Raw genomic sequence first — 20,661 nt, 5'->3', positions numbered from 1 at the left:
GGCCCAGCCCCATCCGCTCTGGTCGGCTCCTCCTCAGCATGAGGAAGCAGACAGCCTTGCTGATCACGGCCCGCGCGTGCCTTCTTCAGGCGCTGCTGGCACTGCCCTTCCCTCTCTCTCACGACAATCGCCTGCCTGACTCCCTGCCGCCTCCGCTGCTCTTCCCCTCCCCCCGGCTGCCTCGCTCTGCGAGCGGCCAGCTCACTTGTGGTAGAGTCGACCAGGAGGAATGCCTCCTTTTTTGCATTGTATACAGGCAAGGGGCTCTGGTCAAGAAAGCTGGCCTGAGTGGTTCTGGGGGTCAGGGTGAAACCAGGCTCAGACCAATGAGAGAGAAGAGACAATCCGGCCAGCCCACGAGCGCCCAGAGCCAGGGGCTGATCCTTCTATCCGCCCGGGCTGGCTGGTCAGAGACGGAGAGGATTCCCTGTGTCTAAAGGACAGAGCCATGCGTTTATCCGTAATAGGGTGGTGGAAGCAGGTGGTACAAAGGCAAGTCAAGTTAGTGCTGGTAAGCTGAGCTATTGTTCTCGGGAGGCAAGAGCAGACAAAGGGCGGGTGAAAAGGCCCAGAGCTGTTACCAGGTCAGCCTACAAGCCGTTCTTCTGGCAGGTTATAGCGGCTGCTATAGCATAGAATAGGGAATACGCCGTTCTGGGAGGGGCAGCAGTTGTTATGCATATTGGGATCAATGCCCAGCTCTTATCTTACAGTCAGAGCTATCGTAATAGTGGAGTGAGCCGCTACATCCGCCGGTTGCTGGAAGGACTGGCCCAGGAACCTGGCGAGCATTGCTATACTATCTTTGTCAATGGTCATCAGGTAGAGGAGCAGCTAGCTGCAGTGGCACGCCATCCGCAGCTGACCTATGTCAGCGCTCCCTGGCCGGAAGAGCAGCCTGTGAGGCGCGTGGCCTGGGAGCAGCTGAAGCTGCCGGGCGAGCTACGCCAGCGGCGCATCCAGCTGCTGCACTCTCCGGTGAACGTACTCCCTTTCCGGTTGCCAGCGGACTGCCACGGCGTAGTGACTCTCCACGACCTGGCGTTTCTCCGCTTCCCGGAGGTTCTGACAGGCCCAAAACGGCTCTACCAACGCACCTTTACGTTACATAGTCTGCGCCGCGCAACGCTGATCATCGCGGTCTCAGAAAGCACGCGACGCGATGCCATCGACCTGCTCTCTCTGCCGGCAGAGCGTCTGCGCACTGTCTACCCCTGCATCGACGCTCGCTTTACCGCCAGCCAGCAGGATGAGCAGGCAGTACGGGCACTGCGCGCCCGTTATGGACTTGAGAGTGGCTTTATTCTCTATCTTGGGACGCTAGAACCACGCAAAAATCTTGATACATTGATTGAGGCTTTTGCTCGCTTGAAGCGCCAGCAGAGTATCCGGGAGAAGCTCGTGCTGGCGGGGAGCAAGGGCTGGCTCTATGACTCGATCTTTGCCCGCGTTCGCAGCCTGGGGCTTGAGTCAGAAGTCCTATTCCCGGGTTTCATCGCGGACAGCGAGCAGGTTTTATGGTATCATGCAGCCACGGCCTTTGCTTATCCCTCCCTCTATGAAGGGTTCGGACTGCCGGTAGCGGAAGCGCTGGCCTGCGGGCTGCCGGTGGTCACCTCTACTGTCTCCAGCTTGCCCGAAGCAGGTTCCGGCGTGGCTCTGACGGTAGAGCCGCGCGACGTGGACGCCCTGGCGAACGCCCTGTACCGGGCACTCAGCGACGAGGCTTATCGGCAGCACTGCCGCGCAATGGCCAGCGCGGTGGCAGAACGCTTCTCGCTGCGCACAATGGCTCGCCAGATGCGGGCTGTCTATGAAGAGGCCCTCAGCGAGAAGCCACCGAAGCCGGAGCCACAGCAACTTGAGCCGTGGTCGCAACGCAAGGAGCGACATGTTTCTTCACTGGAGTGACAAAACGTTCAAAAAAGCAGGAATATGGCCGTGAAAGGTAGCGAACTCTCACAAGCACAGCTCTCCAGAACGCCAGCAGCGGGTCCGGTGAGCGCAACCCCGAAGTCCCCGGCAGAGGCCACAGCTTCGGCGGCAGGCGCTAGTATGATGGCAGGCAATACAGGGGTCATGGGTGTGACGGGAGCTACCGGCCAGCTGACTCGTATTATCTCACAGCGGCGCTCCCACCGCCGCCAGTGGCGCATTCTTGAGTGCCTCGTGATGGTGCTGCTGGATGCCATCCTGGTCGCAATTTCGTTCTATCTCGCTTACCTTATCCGTTTCCAGCTGCTGTTTGAAAGTCCCTGGCTCGATCGTCTGCGTCGTGCCCTGACCGATGCCGGTCCTAGCCATGCCACATTTATCCCTCTCGATAAGCTGACCGAGATGCAGGTTGGCATCGTGATCGGAGCCATTGCCATTTTCGCCGTCCGCGGCCTCTATCGGCTGCGCCTGACCGGTACCTGGTTCCGCCAGATGTGGACGATTATCAGCTCGGCCACGATCGGCATGGCTTTCTTGATCACCTACTACTTCGTCTTTCAGCCGACCGCTAATTCGCGTTTGCTGGTACCTTTTGTCTGGGCCACCTCGATCGTGCTGCTCTGTCTCGGGCGCCTGATCGCCTCGGCCATTATGGGCACGCTCTACCAGCTCGGTCTGGGGGAGACCCGCGTGCTGGTGGTCGGCTCAGGTCGCCTGGCCAAGATGATTATGCAGCACATCGCGGCCAACCCCAGCCTGGGCTACTCCATTGTGGGCTTTCTCCACGACCTGGAGAACGCCCCCGGCGATTTCGGTCGTTTCAAGATGCTGGGTACGCTGGATGACCTGGGCATGGCCATCCGCTCGATGCAGGTCGATGAGGTGATCATTGCTTTGCCCTCTCACTTGCATGAGCAGGTGATCAGGACCGTGCGCCTCTGCGAGCGGCTAGGTACCTCTTTTAAACTCATCCCCGATCTCTATGAGCTGAGTCTCTCGCGCATCGATATGGAGTCGATCGAGGGTATTCCCCTCATCGGCATCAAGCAGTCTTCGCTCAACCGCTGGCAGCGGGCCGTCACACGCGCGGTCGATATCGTGGTGTCCAGCCTGATTCTGCTTCTGGGCGCCCCGCTCTGGCTGTGCATTGCCCTGGCCATCCGCCTGGATTCGCCCGGCAGCGTGATCTATAAGTCGACGCGCATCGGGCTGAATGGTAAGCCTTTCCAGATGTATAAGTTTCGCTCGATGTATCAGAACGCTGACCAGATGCTGGCGGCTCTGCTCGATCGCAATGAGGCGCAGGGACCACTCTTCAAGATGCGCTCTGATCCACGCATAACACGCGTTGGGCGCCTTCTGCGTAAGCTGAGCCTGGATGAGATCCCCCAGTTCATCAATGTCCTCAAAGGCGAGATGAGCCTGGTCGGCCCCCGCCCGGCGCTGCCCCGCGAAGTCGCTCAGTACGAGGAATGGCAGAAGGGTAGACTGGCTATTAAACCGGGGATCTCCGGCCTCTGGCAGGTGCGCGGACGGAGCGATTTGAGCTTTGACGAGGGCGTCTTGCTCGACCTCTACTACATTGAGAACTGGTCGCTGCGCCTCTACTTCCAGATCCTGTTGAGTACGATTCCAGCGGTCATTTTCAGGCGGGGTGCATACTAAAAACGATGAGAGTGGCGCTCGTCCATGACTATCTGAATCAGATGGGGGGTGCGGAGCGCGTTGTTCTGGCGCTACATGAACTGTTTCCCAACGCCCCCCTCTATACCTCTATTTACGATCCGAAACGGGTTGATCCCGCATTTCGGCGGATGGATATCCGCACCTCTTTTATGCAGAAATTCCCTCTGGTGACGAGCCATCACCAGCCCTATTTGCCCTTCTACCCCTATGCAATGGAAAGTCTGGATCTACGCGGCTACGATTTAGTGCTGAGCAGTTCTAGTGCTTTCGCCAAAGGGGTGATTACACGCCCGGAGACGCTGCATATCTGTTATTGCCATACGCCAATGCGCTGGTGCTGGAACTATGAGGAATACGTCGAGCGTGAGCAGCTAGGTCGCCTGGCTCGCAGCCTCCTGCCGTTTTTGATCAGCAGGCTCCGCCTCTGGGACCAGGTGACGGCTGCCCGCGTTGACTACTTTATCGCCAATTCCCCCGTGGTAGCGGAGCGCATCCGCAAGTATTATCGCCGCGAGGCGGTGGTCATTCCGCCGCCAGTCGAGGCCAGCCGCTTCAAGTTTGAGCCGCAAGCCAGTGGCGACTATTTTTTGATTGTGAGCCGCCTGGTTCCTTACAAGCGCATTGATCTGGCCATCGAGGCTTGCAATGCTTTACGCCTGCCCCTGGTCATTATTGGAAAAGGGCGCGATCTGCCTCGCTTGAAGCGGCTGGCCGGCCCAACGATCCGCTTCGCTGGCCAACTTAGCGATGCGGAGGTGTTGGACTATTTTGCTCACTGCCGGGCCCTGATTTTTCCGGGCGAGGAGGATTTCGGTATCACGCCGCTTGAGGCCCAGGCCTCGGGCCGCCCGGTCATCGCCTATGGAGCCGGCGGCGCTCTGGCTTCCGTGATTGAGGGCGTGACCGGGGTCTTTTTCCACGAGCAGACGGTGGAGAGCCTGGCCGCCGTGCTGGCTACTTTCGATGAACGGGTCTTCGATCCTTATAGGATTCGTGAGCACGCACTGGAGTTCGATAAGCCACGTTTCCAGCGCCGCATGCTGCAATTCATCGAGGCGAAACTGGCAGAGCGCCAGTCACACGAGCAGACTCTTGCTCTCCCTTCGGTCACAGTGAAGGGCAAATCACGGGGTGAGGCAGGGACTCCTAGAGCGCCATAGCCTGGCAGCTCAGCAGTCCGCAACTGCTGGCTTCTCTTACATATGCCAAGCCAAGAAGAGAGGAAGGATAGTTAATCGTGGAATTGCGAGCTTATTGGGGTGTCGTCAGGCGCCGTCTCTGGCTCGTTATATTGGTGGTCGTTATCGCCGCTCTCTATGTTGCTTACCAGGGCTATCACCTCTGGAAGACGCCCGGAGCGCTGAAAGCTTACCACTCGACGGTGACGATTCAGGTGGGCTTGCAACCGGAGCCTCGCAGCATGATACCTAGCTATATCGAAGATATGCAGGTGGCCGAGTCGCTGGCCGACGCTGTGCCGAGCGTGGTTACTATGCCTGGCTTCGACAAGGCCGTCTCGGACCAGATCGGCCAGGATATGCAGACGATCCAGGCGCGTTACGGGAATAACCCTGATCTGGGCAACTGGCAGGATCCGAGCACAATTGGAGGGGCGCTTTCGGCCAGCCGGTCGCATAACCTGGTGACCATCGACGTCAGTTGGCCTACTGCCCCCGGCGCCTGGGCCATTGCCAATGCTGTGGGCGAGGTTCTGACGAGCCATCTGAATACCTATCTTGACTACATCATTGAGGGAACGCCAGGAGCCAGTCCCGCTGCCCAGCAGCTGCAGCCGGCAGCCATTGGGCGCCTGGTCAGTCCTGCTTCCGATCCCGCCCTTGGCGCCGGTTCAGCGGGGAACCGTTTGACGCTTCTGGCCGCGATCATGCTCGTGGCTCTGATTATTGGTCTGGCGCTGGCTTTCCTGGTAGACTACCTGGATGATCGCCTGCGCAGCGCCGAGGAGGTCGTTGAGCTGCTACAGTTGCCGGTATATGGCGAGCTGCCCCGGGCGCCACGCGCTGGAGAGCAGCGAGAGCGACGGCGGGTCCCGCCCGCCCCGGTGGCCTGAGCTGCTCACTCAAGCTAGCGCCTGAAGGCAGGCAATCCCTCAGTAAGTGTGTGAGCAACCATGCTTTGGCAAATTGCGATTGCTCTAACGATCGAGAGGACGGATAAGGGGGAGGATGCGAGGTGAGAGCGACGACGATGAATGGCTGGCAGGCGGGTCGTTTAGGGTTCGCTGGCAAGCGAGCCTGGCAGCCTGGCAGCTTGACCTTCTGGCAGCTCGGGAGATTGTATCGTGGGTGAATCACATACACAGATGCAGCCTTTGTTATCGGATTATGATCCTGGTTCAGCCTATGTGGAGGCGGTCTTCTCGCTATTCGCTACCATCCGCCTGAACTGGGAGAGCCAGCAGCGTTCTCTGGCGCTACTGTTGACCAGTCCGTCTCATCCAGAGGAACAGGCGACAGTGGCAGCTAATTTGGCCATCGCTTCGGCTCAAAGCGGTCTGCCGACGGTGTTGATTGAAGCCTATATGCGCCACCCCGGACTGAGCCAGCGTTTTGGTCTGAGTCAGGGCCCGGGTCTCTCGGATATGCTGTTGCAGGACCAGGCTTTGACTCCACAACAGGTGAGCCGCTACCTGCTGCCAACGTTTATACCTCACCTCTGGCTGCTGAGCAGCGGTACAGGAGAGATGCCGCACGGGCTGGCTCCTTATGCAGCTCGTTTACCCGAGCTGCTCCAGAGTCTGCGCCGCTTTCTAGAGGAGGGCCAGGGCCAGCCTGGCTTGCTGGTGGTGCATGGAGCCCCCGCTCTGGAAGGCGCCGATGCTTCGCTGCTGGGTGCTTGCGTTGATCAGACCTTCCTGATAGTTGTCCTGGGGCGCAGTACACGGATGGCCACGAAGAAGGCAAGTGAGCAGCTCCAACGCGCCCGCGCCCGCCTGAGCGGGGTCATTCTCACCCAGGGATAAGTTGGTGGCGCTTTTCCCTGCTTCGCTTCTTGCAAGCGGGTCAGCCTGGCTTGCCTCTCAGGTGGTTCTCCATTCATAATGTCATTACAGAGAAGCGAGTTGAAAGCGAGTAAGCTCGGGAACAGGTGTCGCCTGTGACAGCACAGCGCGGCCTGCTGCACGCAGCCAAAGAGCAAGACATGTGGATAGAGCTATCGTGATGCAATAGCACATGGCAGGAGGATCGCATGCCAGGACGCAGGGACTGGGATGAAGAGTCTCAGGAGCGCAACAAAGAGGATTTTGCTGAGTTTGAGATGGCCGATGGGGTCAATGGTCACCACCGCCGCCACCGCCGTCGGTCGGCAGCGTCGCGATCACCTGCCGCCTGGCCACCTCCTGATGATGTGGATGTCGAGCCAGAGCCTCCTCGCAGACGGAAATGGCACTGGTGGTGGCTGGCTGTGGCCTTCTTGGTCATCTGCGGAATCTGTGGCTTCATGGGAACCTTCGCCGCCGTCAATTTGGGTATCGGCGTGAGCCTCAGCAAGGATGCTGCAGTCACCGCCAGCAACTTTCTTGCCGCTCTGGGGACCCAGGATTACGCTCAGGCCTATCACTATCTTGGTCCCCCGATGACACTCCAACCAGGCTCCCAGAGCAACTTTATTGCTCAAGCTCAACGCTACGACGCCTGCTTTGGCACTGTGGTGGACTATAAGCAGGTCGAGGGCACAACCGTTATCCAGGACAATACCTGGACTTCTACCTACGAGATCACTCGTAGCAAGCTCCAGCATAGCTATCGCCTGACGCTAACGCTGCAGGAGGATAGCAATCATCAGTGGAGAATTGTAGACTATCAAAGCGAGGGAGCCGATAATGCTCTGGCCCCCTCCCAGCCGGCCTGCCAATAAGTGGTCGGCTGGCTTATGATACAAGCGAAAGACTTCTGGAAAAGAGCGCGTTATGCCCAGCCTGCGAAGCGTCCTGTTTCGTCACCTTGTGCGCCTTGGCTCGCTCAGCAATCGAGAAGACGTGAGCGTCGCCCAGCTACGAGCAAGTATGGAGAAAGGGGACTGGTTTCTTTCTCTCTCGGTTCCCTGTGGCACAGTGGCCAAGCCGGTTTCGGCAGGTGGAGTTCCAGCAGAGTGGGTCTTGCCACCGGGAAAGCGCCGCCGCGGTACGGTCTTGTTCGTTCATGGAGGGGCCTTTGTTATGGGTTCACCGCGCAGCCACCGTGGCCTGGCAACCCGCATTGCGGCAGCAGCGCAGCTGCAGGCCCTTGTCATTGACTATCGATTGGCCCCTGAACATCCCTTTCCGGCAGCGCTTGAGGATACGCTGACTGCCTATCGCTGGTTGCTCAGGGAGCATTGCCAGGCTTCAGAGGCTGTTCTGGTCGGCGATTCCGCCGGCGGCAACCTTGTCCTGGCGGCCCTGCTAGCCCTGCGAGCAGCTGGCGAAGCTCTGCCAGCTGCGGCGGTCTGCCTATCGCCCGCGACAGCCCTCGATGGCAAGGGCGAGTCGCTGCGCACCCATGCCGAGCGCGATCCAGTTCTGCGTGTCGAGACCGTTGGCCCCCTGGTCGCTGCCTACGTGGGGAACCACGATCCGACGGAGCCGTTGCTTTCCCCGCTCTACGCTGATTTACACGGCCTGCCACCATTGTTTCTGCAGGTAGGGAGCGATGAGATTCTGCTCAGCGATGTGATCGCTTTCGCTGAGCGGGCACGCCAGGCCGGTGTAGCCGTAGAGCTGGAGGTCTGGGAAGGCATGTGGCATGTCTGGCAAATCGGCGCCCCCTGGATGCCCGAGGCTACCCGCGCTATCCAGCATATTGGTGCTTTTATCCAGCGCCAGCTTGCCACCCAGGCGCGAGCCGCCTGATAGAGCAGCCTGATCAGGCTAAGGAGGTAACAGCAGGCAAGAGAGAACTGGCTTCACCCATGCGGGTGAGGAGCCGGCGCTACTCTTTCTTGCCTGCCGCTGCCAGGATGTGTCTCTTCCTATTACCAGGGCCTGACCTGAGCTGGGCTGGGATACCAGCAGCCTTTGTCTCTCAGGCGACCCACGACCAGGCCAGCAACCAGCTCGCTGAGATCAGGGTAGATGCTACGGAGCTGTGAGGGAAAGTGGCTGGTTCCCCTAGTACCAGTTCAGCAGATTATCTTTGACTGCGCGCGCGATGATCAGCCGCTGAACCTGGCTTGTCCCTTCAACGATCGTCAGCTGGCGCGCATCGCGATAGAAGCGCTCGGTCAGTGACTCATGCATGTAGCCCAGGCCCCCCATGATCTGGAGAGCTTTATCGCAAGCTTCAACCGCGGTCTCTGTGGCAAAGGCCTTGGCCATCGAGAGAAAGTGTGCGTGCTCACGATCGGCTTTTCCTTCATCGACCAGCAGTGCAGCCTGGTAGGTAAGGAGGCGTGAGGCTTCGATGCGCATCGCCACCTCGGCAATCATCATTTGAATGGCCTGATGCTCGATCAGCGGCTGACCGAAGGTCTGACGCTGACGCGCGTAGTCAACGGCATATTGAATAGCGCCTTCGGCAGTGCCAACACCGCGCGCCGCAACGCAAGGGCGCACCGAATTGAGATTCCACATGATGAGCTTGAAGCCCTCGTTCTCACGGCCTACCAGGTTGCGGGCTGGCACCCGCGCCTCCTCAAAGATCAGCTCACAGGTAGGGACCCCATGCACGCCCATCTTACGGTCTTCTCTACCAACGCGGAAACCGGGTGTGTCACGATCGACGATGAAGACGCTGAAGCCACGAGAGCCAGCCTGGGGATCGGTCTTGGCGGCAACGAGGAAGAAATCGGCAACGCTGGCACCTGAGATATAGCATTTGGTGCCGGTAAGGATATATTCGTCTCCCTTCCTTACTGCGCGAGTGGCAATATTGGCCGAGTCGGAGCCGGCCCCTGGCTCGGTCAGGCCGAAGGCGCCGCGCAACTCTCCGCGTGCTGTTCCAGCACAGTATTTTCGCTTCTGTTCCTCAGTGCCCGCTTTGAGAATGGCGCTGGTGGAGAGGCGCGTCAGGAGAAGGATGAGGGCACAGGCATTGTCGGCCTTGGCAATCTCCTCTATCGCCAGCGCTAGCCCAAAGATGCCGGCGCCACTGCCTCCTAATTCTTCGGGGAAGCCCAGGCCCAGCAGGCCGGTTTCCTTATAGACCTGGAAAATATCTTCGGGGTAGATCCCGGTATCATCAAGCTCGGGGGCGCGAGGCGCAACGACTTCCCTGGCGATGCGTCTAGCGGTGTCGCGAATTAATTGCTGCTCTTCAGTCAAGTAGAAATTCATCGCGCGTAGACTCCTTTACTGCAGCCGGAGATCCAGACAGGATGAGCAGAGCAAGGGACTCTGCTGTTCCGAAGCGGCAACGAGCGCCACTGCTCCTGCGGCCCATTATATCCCAAGGCCGCCGCCGGGTGCCAGACGGCCAGAGAAACAGAGGGCCGACTTGCCAGATTGGGCGCAGCAAGGCTATAATCCCAATGATAAGGTCGGTAGAGAGAAGGGCTTGACAGGTGCTGCCCTGCCATGCGCCTGGTATCCAGTCCTCAGTGCCTGGTACCTGGATATTCAGCACCTAGCCAACCCATTAGGGGAAGGTGGCACCAGAGGGAGATATGACGAGGTACCCATCGTTCTGGGAGAAGATACCACAACCGATTGTCGGGCTAGCCCCGATGGATGGAGTAACAGACGCGCCATGCCGGACCATGCATGGCCTCTATGGGCGGCCCGATCTTGTGATTACCGAGTTTACCAACGTCGAGGGTCTGTGGCGAGGCAGTGACCGTATCTTTCGCGATTTTCTCTACACGCCCGCCGAGCGGCCCGTGGTCGCGCAGATCTTCGGCAATAACCCGGAGTCCTTCTACCGCGCCGCTCACGTGGTCTGCGAGCTGGGCTTCGACGGCGTCGACATCAATATGGGTTGCCCGGCCAAGAGCGTGGCCAGTCGTGGTGGCGGAGCGGCCCTGATCCGCACGCCCGACTTGGCGAAAGAGATCATCCGTGCCACCCAGCGCGGGGTGCGCGACTGGGCCAATGGCCAGACGCTAGAGGATCTGGGAATGGAGCCGGAGCGCATCCAGCGCATCCGGCAGATGAATGAGGAGCGCATCCGTCTGTGGGGAGACCAGCCGCGCAGCGAGCGACGTCTGATTCCGGTCTCGGTGAAGACGCGCCTGGGCTACGATTCAATCGTTATTAAGGACTGGGTGCAGCATCTGCTAGAGACCGAGCCGTTTGCTATCTCGCTGCACGGGCGGACGCTGGTGCAACATTACAAGGGTGAGGCCAACTGGGAGGCGATCGCTACTGCCGCAGAGATCGTGCGCCAGACGGATACCCTGATTCTCGGCAATGGTGACATCCACTCGCTCTACGAGGCGGCCAAGCGCATCCGCGAGACGGGCGTACATGGGGTGCTGATCGGGCGCGCCACCCTGGGCAATCCTTGGATCTTCCGCGATCGTGAGCGCATGAAGAGCCTGCTCAATGCAGGTGTTGAGCCAACAGAGGCCGACCTGCCTCCCCCCAATCCGAGCCGAGAGGAGCGCCTGCTGATGGCCCTGGAGCACGCGCGCGTCTATACGCGACTCAAGGGCGAGGATCATTTCGTCGAGCTGCGCAAGCACATGGGCTGGTACCTGGGCCATTTCCCAGGCGCCAAGTATGTCCGCAATGCCCTGGTGCGTGTCAATAGCCTGGCGGAGGTGGAGGCTATCATCTACCAGGCCCTGGAGAATCCGCAAGCCTTCTCAGGGTATAGTCCTGAGGAGGAGGCCGTCGAAGAGGCAGTTCCCGCGCTTGACCTGAGCTGCGCCTGCTAAGCAAGCCCTGGGTGAAGCCTCCTTCTTCCTCACCCAGGGCCAGGTTACTGGAGATAGTCGGTGGGATCAGGGATGCCAGCCAGTTGGAAGGCTTCTTTGCGCTCGTTACAGGTACCGCAGGTACCGCAATGTTTCTCGCCCCCCTTGTAGCAGCTCCAGGTTTCAACGAAGGGGACACCGAGAGCCGCGCCGAGGCTGACAATCTGCTCTTTTTTGAGGTGGGCAAAGGGCGCTTCCAGATGCAGGCGTGGGTGCCCGTGCCCTTCGACAGCCAGACGCTCCATCGCGCCAAAAGCCTCGATAAAGGCCGGGCGGCAGTCAGGATAGATAAAGTGATCTCCAGCGTGAGCAGCAAAGGCGACCACTTCCGCCTCTTCGGCCACGGCGATTCCATAGGCGATGGAGAGCATGATAGCATTCCGATTGGGTACGACTGTGATGGCCATGTTCGCAGCAGCATAGTGCCCGTCAGGAACGGCCACGCTTTCATCGGTCAGAGCCGAACCTTTGAAGTGCTGGCCAAGCTGGCGCAGATCGAGGAGAGAAAAAGTCGCCTCTAGACGCTGGGCGCAGCGCTCGGCAAAGAACAGCTCTTTGCGATGACGCTGGCCATAGTCAAAAGAGAGCAGATGGAGCTGATACCCTTGGGCATGGAGTAGATGGGCCAGAGTGACGCTGTCAAGCCCCCCACTGACAACGGCGATCGCTTTGGGACGAGCCATGCTTGCTTTCTCCTTCCAGTTGTTCACCCTCATGCTGGCCTGATCAGGTGAGTCGGGTATGTGATCAGGGCGCTCGCGGTCGCAGCTTGTTGGGTGACCTCACCAACGATGGATGACACCGGCTGCCACCTGCCTGCTAGAGCAGAAGTCACCGGGATATATTCGCGCTGGCGTTTGCTCTTGATATTCTACGCAGGCGCGCACAGCCTGTGAAGATCTGAAGACAGGCAGACGGACAGACAGGTGTCGGTGGAGTGAGCGCTAAGAAAGGATGAGTGCATTGCGAGTATCGTTCTGGTTCGTGACAATTGCAGCTTTATTTGTCACCTGTTTGATTACTGCTAATATTATCGCTGTCAAGATCATCGCCCTGGCGGGCTTGCTCGTGCCCGCGGGCATCATCGTCTTTCCGTTGAGTTATCTGTTCGGCGATGTCTTGACAGAAGTCTACGGCTATGCGGCTGCGCGGCGTGTTATCTGGCTTGGCTTCGCCTGCAATTTACTGGCAGTGATCGCTATTTTTGTGGGAGGACTGGCCCCCGCCGCTTCTTTCTGGAAGCAGCAGGCCGCCTACAATGCTATTCTCGGCTTTACGCCGCGCTTGCTGCTCGGCTCTTTTGTAGCCTATCTCTGCGGCGAGTTTGCCAACTCTTTCGTTCTGGCCAAGCTCAAGATTCTGACGAAAGGGCGCTGGCTCTGGACGCGGACCATCGGCTCGACGCTCGTAGGGGAGGGGCTGGATACGCTGATTTTTATTACGATCGCCTTCTGGGGTGTGATTCCACCCGCTGAGCTGCTGACGGCAATGCTCACGCAGTGGCTTTTCAAGGTCGGCTACGAGGTGGTGGCGACGCCACTGACTTACGCTGTCGTTAATTTTCTCAAGAAGCATGAAAAGATCGACACATTCGATTACAATACGAATTTTAGTCCTATTCTGCTCTCGCGCTGATTGAGCAAACACTGACAGGATCAGCTCAGGGCTCTGGTCGGCGAGAGAGGCTTTATCTTGCCCACTCCTCTTCCCGGCCCGCCGGGCGCTCTCGGCAGTTCACCGGTCAGCCGGGAAGGTGGGCAACTGGTCGGGTCCCTCTCGCGCCGGAGCCGGAGCCGCTTACAGGCTACTCCCTGTCATGTGACGCCGATATTCAGGGCGGGGGCCGCTATAGTTGGGAGCGACATGCTCGGCGAAGATAATCGTTTTAATATTGCCTCGCACATTGAAATCCCCGGCTACGCGCATCCAGCGCGGCCCAAGCAGTGTCACCAGATCGTTCAAAATGGTATTGGTGGCGGCCTCATGGCTGATCTGTCGATCGCGATAGCCATTGATATAGAGCTTGAGGCTCTTCAGCTCAACTACCGAGCGATCAGGGACATAATCGATGACGATCGTGGCGAAATCCGGGAAGCCCGAGCGCGGGCAGAGACAGGTAAACTCGGGGATCTCCAGGTGAACGACGTAGTCGCGCTCGGGGTTCGGATTGGGCCAGGCTTCCAGGCGATTGGCGGCAATCTCATCCAGCCCGTAGCGTCCCGGCACACGCGTCTGTTGCTGCTCTTCACTCATATGAGAACGACCTCCGATTCTTCAGTCAGAACAAGGAAAGTCAGCAGGCCAGAGCGAGCTGGCTTGAGGCACAGCCCGCGAGCAAGAAGAGAGCAGAGACAGGCGAGGCTGTCCCTGCTCTGCTTTATTGACCAATACGCTACTTGAACTGCAACTTCGGATGAAGTTTGCGAGAGAATCGTAGCATATCCACGGCACAGAGTCCAGGGACGCCAGACGCCCACACCTATGAGCAGGCGACCTTTATTTCTTCACGTCAGAGCAGTCTGGCTCTCCTCCCGCCCTCTCCATCCAGCCCAGCATGGCCCGTCCGCCATACCAGTATCTGGGGATGGGATTACTTTCCCCCTTATGACTGACGCTCCTCCTGCCGACAAGAGATATTGTAGAGGTATGTATCCATATCAATTATTGCTGATTGATGTCCACAGGCCCCTGCTTGCCTTCCGCCGCCTCAGCGCCCTACCAGCGGCCCGGGAGAGGAAGCAGTGGGTCTCTTCTACCTGGTGAGCTTATTTTTGTAGGAGATGGTTAACAAGGCCAGATCAATGAAACATGTGTATGAAGCATATACCCCTGCTGCTCGTCTGGCCCTGCACTACGCACGAGAAGAGGCCAGCAAACGGCATCGCAGGTTAATTGGCAATGAGCAACTCCTGCTAGGCATCTTGCGCCTCAACGATCCCCTCATCGGGCAACTCCTGACCTCCTTCATGCTGCGGCCTGCCCTGCTCCGCCACATGATTGAGGCGTTGGACAGACCGCGCAAGCGTGCTCATGCCTCCCGTCAGATACTTTCTCCGGCGACGCGGGCGGCTTTACATGCCGCTGCTCTCCATGCCAGGAAACTAGGAGCGCCTTCCATTGCGCCAGAGCATCTGCTCCTGGGTCTCCTCAGCGTCCAGGATCGCCAAGCCGCTTTACTGCTGGGTCTGCTAGAGGGTTTCGGCGTCACCTGCGCCAGTGTACGTGCTCGCTTGCAGGCCCTGGCCACACCTGGCTCACTGCCCGACCAGGCCAGCTTCGTGTCTGCACAGACCAGTGAGTCAGGAGCGCAAGGCAGCTCCACCCCTGATCTTCCTTCAGGCTTGTCAGTCAGCCCAGCCAGTGACCTCCAATCGAGTTATCGTGAGCGCTATGAGCGCACCCCGGAACTGAACAGCGTTAGCCACGATCTGACGCTGGCGGCACTAGAGGGGCACCTGGACCCCCTGATCGGACGCGAGGTCGAACTGACGCGCACCATCCAGATCCTGCTGCGCTATACCAAAAACAACCCGTTGCTTCTTGGGCCAGCTGGTAGCGGCAAGACGGCCATTGTTGAGGGATTGGCCGCTCGCATTGTCGCCGGCAGCGTGCCAGAATGTCTGCGAGACAAACGGGTTGTAGCCCTCGACATCGGCCTGCTGATAGCCGGTACACGCTACCGCGGCGACCTGGAGGAGCGTGTACAGGGCATTGTGGCGGAAATCAAAGGTGCCAGCGACATTCTCCTCTTTATCGATGAGATTCATATGCTCATCGGCGCTGGAGGGCCAGCCAGCGCCCCGAACGTGGCCAACCTGCTCAAGCCTCTGCTGGCCCGCGGGCACCTGCAATGCATCGGAGCCACCACCTTTGAGGAGTACACCCGCCACTTCGAGCAGGACGCAGCATTAGCCAGGCGCTTCCAGCCCGTCTTCATTGCCGAGCCGGATGCCATCGAGACGCTGAAGATCCTGCGGGCCTTGCGCCCTCGCTACGAAGCCTTCCATCGCGTCACCATCAGCGACGAGGCATTGAAGGCGGCGGTGCGCCTCTCAGGACGCTACCTTGCCGGACGCGCCCAGCCCGACAAGGCTATTGATCTGATCGACGAAGCTGCCGCCACGCTGCGCCTGCGCCAGGCCCTGCCGCCACCAGCTCTGCGCCAGCTTCACGAGGAGTTAGCCAGCCTGCGTGCGAAAAGAGAGGCCGCCATACTTCAACAGCACTTCTCCACGGCTCTAGAGCTGCGCCGACAAGAGCAGCAGCTCCGGCGCCGTGCCCTGGCCATCGAGAGTGAGTGGCTGACGCAGAGGTTGCCAGATATCGCAGCTTCGGACTCAGCTACTTCAGCCGCGCGCCCGCACGTTGACGAGGAGGCTGTGGCCGCGGTGGTAGCGCAGTGGACAGGACTGCGGGTGACCTTCCCAGGAGGCGAAGAGGCTCAGTATTTGCTTTCCCTTGAGCACCTGCTCCAGCAACGAGTTGCCGGCCAGGAAGAGGCCATCACTACTGTCGCCCGAGCCGTGCGCCGCGCGCGCAGCAACCTGCGTGATCCGCGACGACCCGCGGCTTCATTTCTCTTCGTTGGCCCTAGCGGCGTCGGCAAGAGCCATTTGGCAACGGCCCTGGCCGAGGTCCTGACAGGAGACGAACGCTCCTTAATTGCGCTGGATATGGCCGCCTTCACGGAGCGCCAGCAGGTACAGCGCTTGCTCGGCAGCCCACCGGGCTATCAGGGCTACAAGGAGTCTGGCCTCCTGAGCGAGGCCCTTCGCCAGCGACCAGCCAGTATTGTTCTCTTCGAGGGCCTGGAAAAGGCCCACCCGGCCTTGTTTGACCTGCTCCTGCAGGTCCTGGAAGATGGGCACCTGAGCGATGGCCAGGGCCGGTTGGTGGATTTCCGCGAGGCCATCATCATCCTCACCACCAATCTGCCCACCTCTTCGGATCAAGCAGCCCTCCCCGGCTTCGGGAGCGGCCTGCCCCAGGGAGGGCTGCCGCCAATACGCCGGTGGAAGCAGCTCCTCGCTCAGCTTCAGCATAGCTTCCGGCCAGAGCTGCTCAACCGGCTCGATGCCATTATTCCTTTCCACCCCCTCAAGAGAGAGCATCTAGGCCAGATTGTCGATCAATTGCTGGGCGCTAGCTGCCAACGCCTGGCCCAACTCGGCATCAACCTGGAAATCAGCCCAGCCGCACGCGATTACCTGCTCATCCGCGGTCAGCGGCAGCTCGTCATCGAGGGGGCCCGTCCTCTGCGAGGGCTTGTGCGTCACGAGGTGGAAGACTGCCTCAGTGAGGCGCTGTTGCGAGGCGAGATCGGAAGGGGCGACCACCTTCTCCTGGTCCCCGACAGCGAGAGCAGCCATCTGCGTCTGGAACGAGTACCCCAGGCTAGGAGCAGGGGCCAATCGCCATCGATAGAGCCGCATCCTTCCTCAACAGACAGCTCCCGCGGCTCAGTAGCCCTATCCTGGTCGGAGGTACCTGGTCACAGCGCAGCCTGAACATCTAAACAGTATAGCCTTCCTCATCAGAGGCCCGCCGTGGAAGAGAGCATTGGCGGTCAGCACTCAGCTTCATTCCGCTCAAACGCTATAGTCCCCACGGCGGGCGCCCTCTTGCACTCTTTCCTCGTCGCTCGCGGCAAGAGCTTTCCTGCGGAGCCACTCCAGGGGTTCCCGGCAGAGTGACCCCCTATCTCCTTAACAGAGCCTTCCTATCCTTTCGGCAAACTTTAACCGCCGCTTAAAGGCCCTTAACTCCCAGTTAAAGGACTATTAAAGCGATAACTGTACAATTCGGGTGGTGCGGAAAAGAGCCAGGGCACGCCCGAACGGAACAGTGGCCTGGCTAAGGCCGGCAGCGCGGCCTGTCCGCCGACCAGCTTATCTATTTTCCGTTGCCGTCGCGCCACGGCAGCGTCACTGAGGAGGGGAAACCAGCGCTATGACACCATTCACACCTTCAACCAGCCACCGAGGGCGCCCGCGACTGAGATATCTCGGTGCCCTCCTGTTGCTGGGCTTGCTGGCCCTACTGGCAGCCTGCGGCAACAGCAACAGCTCCAGCGGAGGCACGACTACAGGAAGCGGCAGTACCTGCCCTTCGACCAAGCAGCTTACGGGCGCTGGATCGACGTTTGACAATCCTTTATTCTCAAAAATGTTCCAGGAGTATCCCAAAGTCCAGTGTGGTATCAACGTAAACTATCAGGCGGTAGGTAGTGGAGCTGGTATTAATAACCTGCTACAGCATATTGTCGATTTTGGTGCCACTGATGCACCTATGACCAACGATCAGCTGAACAAGAGCACCAGCGGGCCAATTCTGCACATTCCGGTGACCATTGGAGCGGTGGCCATCTCCTATAACCTCAGCGGAGTCAGCCAGCTCAAGCTGACGGGGCCGATTTTGGCCGCCATTTACGAAGGCAAGATTACCACCTGGGACGACCCGCAGATCAAGGCCATCAACAGCGGCATCAACCTGCCCCACAAGAACATCACCGTCGTCCACCGCTCTGACGGAAGCGGCACCACCAGCATCTTCACGCACTACCTCTCGGCGGTTAGTTCAGACTGGCAGAGCAAGGTCGGAGCCGGTACCACTGTTAACTGGCCCACGGGTGTCGGAGCCAAAGGAAACTCCGGCGTCGCCGGGCAGGTCAAGAATACCGATGGCGGCATTGGCTACGTTGAGCTGTCCTACGTTCTTGCCAACAACATCCCCTACGCCCTGCTCCAGAACGCCGCCGGCAAGTTTGTCGCGCCCTCGCTCGACAGCGCCAAAGCCGACGCCGAGAGCTTCAGTAACATCCCGGCGGACCTGCGCTTCTACATCGTCAACGGCAGCGGCGACAACGCCTATCCAATCACCGGCTTCTCATGGGTCGTAGTCTACCAGAACCAGAGCAACAGTGATAAGGGGCAGGCCCTGGCGCGGCTGCTCTGGTGGATGGTGCATGACGGGCAGCAGTACGCACAGCCGCTCAACTATGTGCCCTTGCCAGACACGATCGTCAGCAAGGACGAGGCCCAGATCAAGGCCATGCGTTGCGGCAGTAGCGCCTGCTACAGCGGCTCCTGAAAAGCCACCGTCGAGTTGACGAAAAAGACCAGCAAAGCAAGCACAGCACAGGCAGGGAGCTGTATCTCACAAAGATCAGCCCCTGCCTCATCACCTAGGGAGTAGAGAGCCAGGGGAGGATGCATGAGCCAGGAGAGAGTCAGCCTTAGCAAAGCACGCCAGCAGTGGGTAGGCTGGCAACGGATGCTGCGAGTTCAGCGACCCGGGGACCTGTTCTTTCGCGGCATTACCCTGCTATTCGTTCTGATCGTCCTCGGGCTAGTTGCGGGCACAGCCTGGATTCTCATCAGCAATTCACTGCCCACCATCAGACGTTTCGGCTTCAGCTTCCTGACCAACAAAGCCTTTGATCCAGTGCATGACGTCTACGGGGTCCTGCCGGCCATCTTCGGCACCCTGATGACCTCAGCGTTCGCCCTCATCTTCGCCGTACCGCTGGGCCTGGGAGCCTCCATCTTCCTGGTCGACTTCTGTCCGCGTCCGCTGCGGCTCATTCTGGCCTTTCTGATTGACCTGCTGGCCGCCATCCCGAGCGTCATCTACGGCCTCTGGGGCTTCCTCGTGCTTGCTCCCTGGCTGCACAACGCCGGCGAGCCCTGGCTCCAGCAACACTTGGGCTTCCTGCCGCTATTCACAGGGCAACCGGAGGGCGTCGGCTACCTTGGGGCCGGTATCGTCCTGACAATGATGATCCTGCCCCTCATCATCTCAGTCTCACGCGAAGTAATGCTAGTGACCCCCATCGCTCAACGTGAGGCCCTGCTCGCACTCGGGGCCACGCGCTGGGAAGTCATTCGTCACGCTGTGCTACCCTTTGCGCGCGTGGGCATCCTGGGCGGTGTCATTCTGGCTCTCGGGCGAGCCCTTGGCGAGACGATGGCAGTCACCATGATCATCGGCAACCAGGCCAATGAGCCAAGCCTTAGCCTTTTCACACCAGGCTATACCCTGGCCAGCGTCATCGCTAACCAGTTCGGCGAAGCGACGCCCGGCCTCTTCCTCTCGGCCATTATCGAAGCCGGCCTCATCCTCTTCATCATTACCCTGATCACCAATATCCTGGCGCGCTGGTTGATCGCCAGCCTCCAACGCCAGGCCCAAGGAAGCAGAGGAGGGCGCCCATGAGCGTGCCTATGCCAACATCTCCTTCCTCAACCCTGCAGTCAGGGGAGAGCCACCTTCACCCATTCCTGACCACACGCTCCTCCCTGAATCTACGGCGGCGCCTGGTGAACGCCCTGGTTGTTCTTTCCACCACCCTGGCGGCTCTTTTCGCCGCCGGACTACTGATCTATCTACTCTACTACGTGTTGAGTCAGGGCCTACGCTACATCGACCTCGACTTCTTTACGCAACTCCCAACCCCGAACGGCGAGCCGGGTGGCGGCATGGGAGAAGCCTTTCAGGGTAGTCTGATCCTGATCGCCCTGGCCTCGCTGATGGGCGTACCGCTGGGATTGTTCACTGGCATCTACCTGGCCGAATTCGGGCGCGGTCCCTTCGCCCAGGGAGTGCGCTTTCTAGTCGACGTCCTCAACGGCATCCCAACCATCATCTTTGGCCTGCTGGCCTGGGTTCTGATCGTCATCCCTATGCAAACCTTCTCGGGTCTAGCCGGCGGTTTCGCCCTCGGCATGATCATGATTCCCATTGTGACGCGTACCTCGGAGGATGTGCTACGCCTGGTACCACGCGAGCTACGCGAGGCCTCACTAGCGCTGGGAGCCACGGAGGCACGCACCATCTTGCAAGTAGTGCTCCCCGCGGCGCGCAATGGGATCATCACAGGCGTGGTGCTGGCCATGGCACGTGTGGCTGGAGAGACAGCGCCTCTGCTGATGACCGCCTTCGGAACAACATTCTGGAACACCGACGTCACCCAGCCGATGGATGCCCTGCCACTGCGCATCTTCCAGTTCACGCTCAGCCCTTACCAACAACAGGTCAATCAAGCTTACGCAGGCGCCTTCGTGCTCATCGTCCTGATCCTCCTCGCCTCCCTGGCCGTGCGCCTGGCCACAGGCGGCTTCAAACAACGATGAGCAGCAAGGTTCAGGCCGGTAGGAGGACAAGAAGGGAGTTCGCCAATGGATCAGG

The 20,661-nt window shown here is 59.5% G+C and carries 16 protein-coding genes; 13 read left to right on the top strand and 3 right to left on the bottom strand.

Features of this window, described 5'->3' with window-relative positions:
- Positions 1 to 675 precede the first annotated feature (675 nt).
- From IRZ31_RS03645 to IRZ31_RS03615, 7 genes are all read left to right on the top strand, one after another.
- Positions 676 to 1,911 carry a glycosyltransferase family 1 protein gene (locus IRZ31_RS03645; protein WP_297149630.1) on the top strand — a complete coding sequence of 412 codons (1,236 nt, stop codon included), beginning with the start codon at positions 676 to 678 and terminating at the stop codon, positions 1,909 to 1,911.
- Positions 1,912 to 2,055: 144 nt separating this feature from the next.
- On the top strand, positions 2,056 to 3,600 hold the full coding sequence (locus tag IRZ31_RS03640) for a sugar transferase (protein ID WP_297149628.1): 1,545 nt from the start codon (positions 2,056 to 2,058) through the stop codon (positions 3,598 to 3,600).
- 5 nt (positions 3,601 to 3,605) lie between these two features.
- Positions 3,606 to 4,781 (top strand): glycosyltransferase, encoded by a 1,176-nt coding sequence (locus IRZ31_RS03635; protein ID WP_297149626.1) that lies wholly within the window; start codon positions 3,606 to 3,608, stop codon positions 4,779 to 4,781.
- 77 nt (positions 4,782 to 4,858) lie between these two features.
- Positions 4,859 to 5,692, top strand: a complete 834-nt coding sequence (locus IRZ31_RS03630) for a hypothetical protein (protein ID WP_297149624.1) — start codon at positions 4,859 to 4,861, stop codon at positions 5,690 to 5,692.
- Positions 5,693 to 5,923: 231 nt separating this feature from the next.
- Positions 5,924 to 6,604: a CpsD/CapB family tyrosine-protein kinase gene (locus IRZ31_RS03625; protein ID WP_297149622.1), complete on the top strand. Its 681-nt coding sequence runs from the start codon at positions 5,924 to 5,926 to the stop codon at positions 6,602 to 6,604.
- Positions 6,605 to 6,831: 227 nt separating this feature from the next.
- Positions 6,832 to 7,500, top strand: coding sequence for a hypothetical protein (locus tag IRZ31_RS03620; protein ID WP_297149621.1), 669 nt, complete (start codon positions 6,832 to 6,834; stop codon positions 7,498 to 7,500).
- Positions 7,501 to 7,552: 52 nt separating this feature from the next.
- Positions 7,553 to 8,473, top strand: coding sequence for an alpha/beta hydrolase (locus IRZ31_RS03615; RefSeq protein WP_297149619.1), 921 nt, complete (start codon positions 7,553 to 7,555; stop codon positions 8,471 to 8,473).
- 258 nt (positions 8,474 to 8,731) lie between these two features.
- Here IRZ31_RS03615 and IRZ31_RS03610 read toward each other — a convergent pair whose 3' ends face one another.
- Positions 8,732 to 9,895 carry an acyl-CoA dehydrogenase family protein gene (locus IRZ31_RS03610; RefSeq protein WP_297149618.1) on the bottom strand — a complete coding sequence of 388 codons (1,164 nt, stop codon included), beginning with the start codon at positions 9,893 to 9,895 and terminating at the stop codon, positions 8,732 to 8,734.
- Positions 9,896 to 10,224: 329 nt separating this feature from the next.
- Between IRZ31_RS03610 and IRZ31_RS03605 the strand changes: the two genes are divergently transcribed.
- On the top strand, positions 10,225 to 11,436 hold the full coding sequence (locus tag IRZ31_RS03605) for a tRNA-dihydrouridine synthase (RefSeq protein ID WP_297149616.1): 1,212 nt from the start codon (positions 10,225 to 10,227) through the stop codon (positions 11,434 to 11,436).
- A 44-nt stretch (positions 11,437 to 11,480) separates the two neighbouring features.
- On the opposite strand, the gene queC is transcribed toward IRZ31_RS03605, so the two are convergent.
- A complete protein-coding gene (queC, locus tag IRZ31_RS03600) occupies positions 11,481 to 12,158 on the bottom strand; it encodes a 7-cyano-7-deazaguanine synthase QueC (protein WP_297149615.1) in 678 nt (225 codons plus the stop codon).
- A gap of 280 nt (positions 12,159 to 12,438) precedes the next feature.
- Between queC and IRZ31_RS03595 the strand changes: the two genes are divergently transcribed.
- Complete coding sequence (locus IRZ31_RS03595) at positions 12,439 to 13,110, top strand: queuosine precursor transporter (protein WP_297149614.1); 672 nt, start codon at positions 12,439 to 12,441, stop codon at positions 13,108 to 13,110.
- A 162-nt stretch (positions 13,111 to 13,272) separates the two neighbouring features.
- On the opposite strand, the gene queF is transcribed toward IRZ31_RS03595, so the two are convergent.
- On the bottom strand, positions 13,273 to 13,728 hold the full coding sequence (queF, locus tag IRZ31_RS03590; RefSeq protein WP_297149612.1) for a preQ(1) synthase: 456 nt from the start codon (positions 13,726 to 13,728) through the stop codon (positions 13,273 to 13,275).
- A gap of 548 nt (positions 13,729 to 14,276) precedes the next feature.
- Here queF and IRZ31_RS03585 point away from each other — a divergent pair.
- The 4 genes from IRZ31_RS03585 (at position 14,277) to pstA (ending at position 20,606) form a co-directional block, all read left to right on the top strand.
- On the top strand, positions 14,277 to 16,982 hold the full coding sequence (locus tag IRZ31_RS03585) for an ATP-dependent Clp protease ATP-binding subunit (RefSeq protein WP_297149610.1): 2,706 nt from the start codon (positions 14,277 to 14,279) through the stop codon (positions 16,980 to 16,982).
- Positions 16,983 to 17,424: 442 nt separating this feature from the next.
- A complete protein-coding gene (gene pstS / locus IRZ31_RS03580; RefSeq protein ID WP_297149608.1) occupies positions 17,425 to 18,564 on the top strand; it encodes a phosphate ABC transporter substrate-binding protein PstS in 1,140 nt (379 codons plus the stop codon).
- A gap of 123 nt (positions 18,565 to 18,687) precedes the next feature.
- Entirely contained in the window at positions 18,688 to 19,689 is a 1,002-nt protein-coding gene (gene pstC / locus IRZ31_RS03575) for a phosphate ABC transporter permease subunit PstC (protein ID WP_297149606.1), read from the top strand.
- Positions 19,686 to 20,606: a phosphate ABC transporter permease PstA gene (pstA, locus tag IRZ31_RS03570; RefSeq protein WP_297149604.1), complete on the top strand. Its 921-nt coding sequence runs from the start codon at positions 19,686 to 19,688 to the stop codon at positions 20,604 to 20,606. The genes pstC and pstA overlap by 4 nt, the downstream gene beginning before the upstream one ends.
- Positions 20,607 to 20,661 lie beyond the last annotated feature (55 nt).

This window comes from Thermogemmatispora sp. (assembly GCF_019683635.1).
Lineage (GTDB): Bacteria > Chloroflexota > Ktedonobacteria > Ktedonobacterales > Ktedonobacteraceae > Thermogemmatispora.
Note: the sequence above shows the minus strand (reverse complement) of the source record. Positions and strands in the feature narration are given on the sequence as shown.

Excerpts from the sequence above, each read along its gene's own strand:
- IRZ31_RS03635 (WP_297149626.1), top strand. The coding sequence starts at position 3,606 with ATGAGAGTGGCGCTCGTCCATGACTATCTGAATCAGATGGGGGGTGCG.
- IRZ31_RS03615 (WP_297149619.1), top strand. The coding sequence starts at position 7,553 with ATGCCCAGCCTGCGAAGCGTCCTGTTTCGTCACCTTGTGCGCCTTGGC.
- IRZ31_RS03645 (WP_297149630.1), top strand. The coding sequence starts at position 676 with ATGCATATTGGGATCAATGCCCAGCTCTTATCTTACAGTCAGAGCTAT.
- queF (WP_297149612.1), bottom strand. The coding sequence starts at position 13,728 with ATGAGTGAAGAGCAGCAACAGACGCGTGTGCCGGGACGCTACGGGCTG.
- IRZ31_RS03605 (WP_297149616.1), top strand. The coding sequence starts at position 10,225 with ATGACGAGGTACCCATCGTTCTGGGAGAAGATACCACAACCGATTGTC.
- pstC (WP_297149606.1), top strand. The coding sequence starts at position 18,688 with ATGAGCCAGGAGAGAGTCAGCCTTAGCAAAGCACGCCAGCAGTGGGTA.
- IRZ31_RS03620 (WP_297149621.1), top strand. The coding sequence starts at position 6,832 with ATGCCAGGACGCAGGGACTGGGATGAAGAGTCTCAGGAGCGCAACAAA.
- pstA (WP_297149604.1), top strand. The coding sequence starts at position 19,686 with ATGAGCGTGCCTATGCCAACATCTCCTTCCTCAACCCTGCAGTCAGGG.
- IRZ31_RS03640 (WP_297149628.1), top strand. The coding sequence starts at position 2,056 with ATGATGGCAGGCAATACAGGGGTCATGGGTGTGACGGGAGCTACCGGC.
- pstS (WP_297149608.1), top strand. The coding sequence starts at position 17,425 with ATGACACCATTCACACCTTCAACCAGCCACCGAGGGCGCCCGCGACTG.
- IRZ31_RS03585 (WP_297149610.1), top strand. The coding sequence starts at position 14,277 with ATGAAACATGTGTATGAAGCATATACCCCTGCTGCTCGTCTGGCCCTG.
- IRZ31_RS03610 (WP_297149618.1), bottom strand. The coding sequence starts at position 9,895 with ATGAATTTCTACTTGACTGAAGAGCAGCAATTAATTCGCGACACCGCT.
- queC (WP_297149615.1), bottom strand. The coding sequence starts at position 12,158 with ATGGCTCGTCCCAAAGCGATCGCCGTTGTCAGTGGGGGGCTTGACAGC.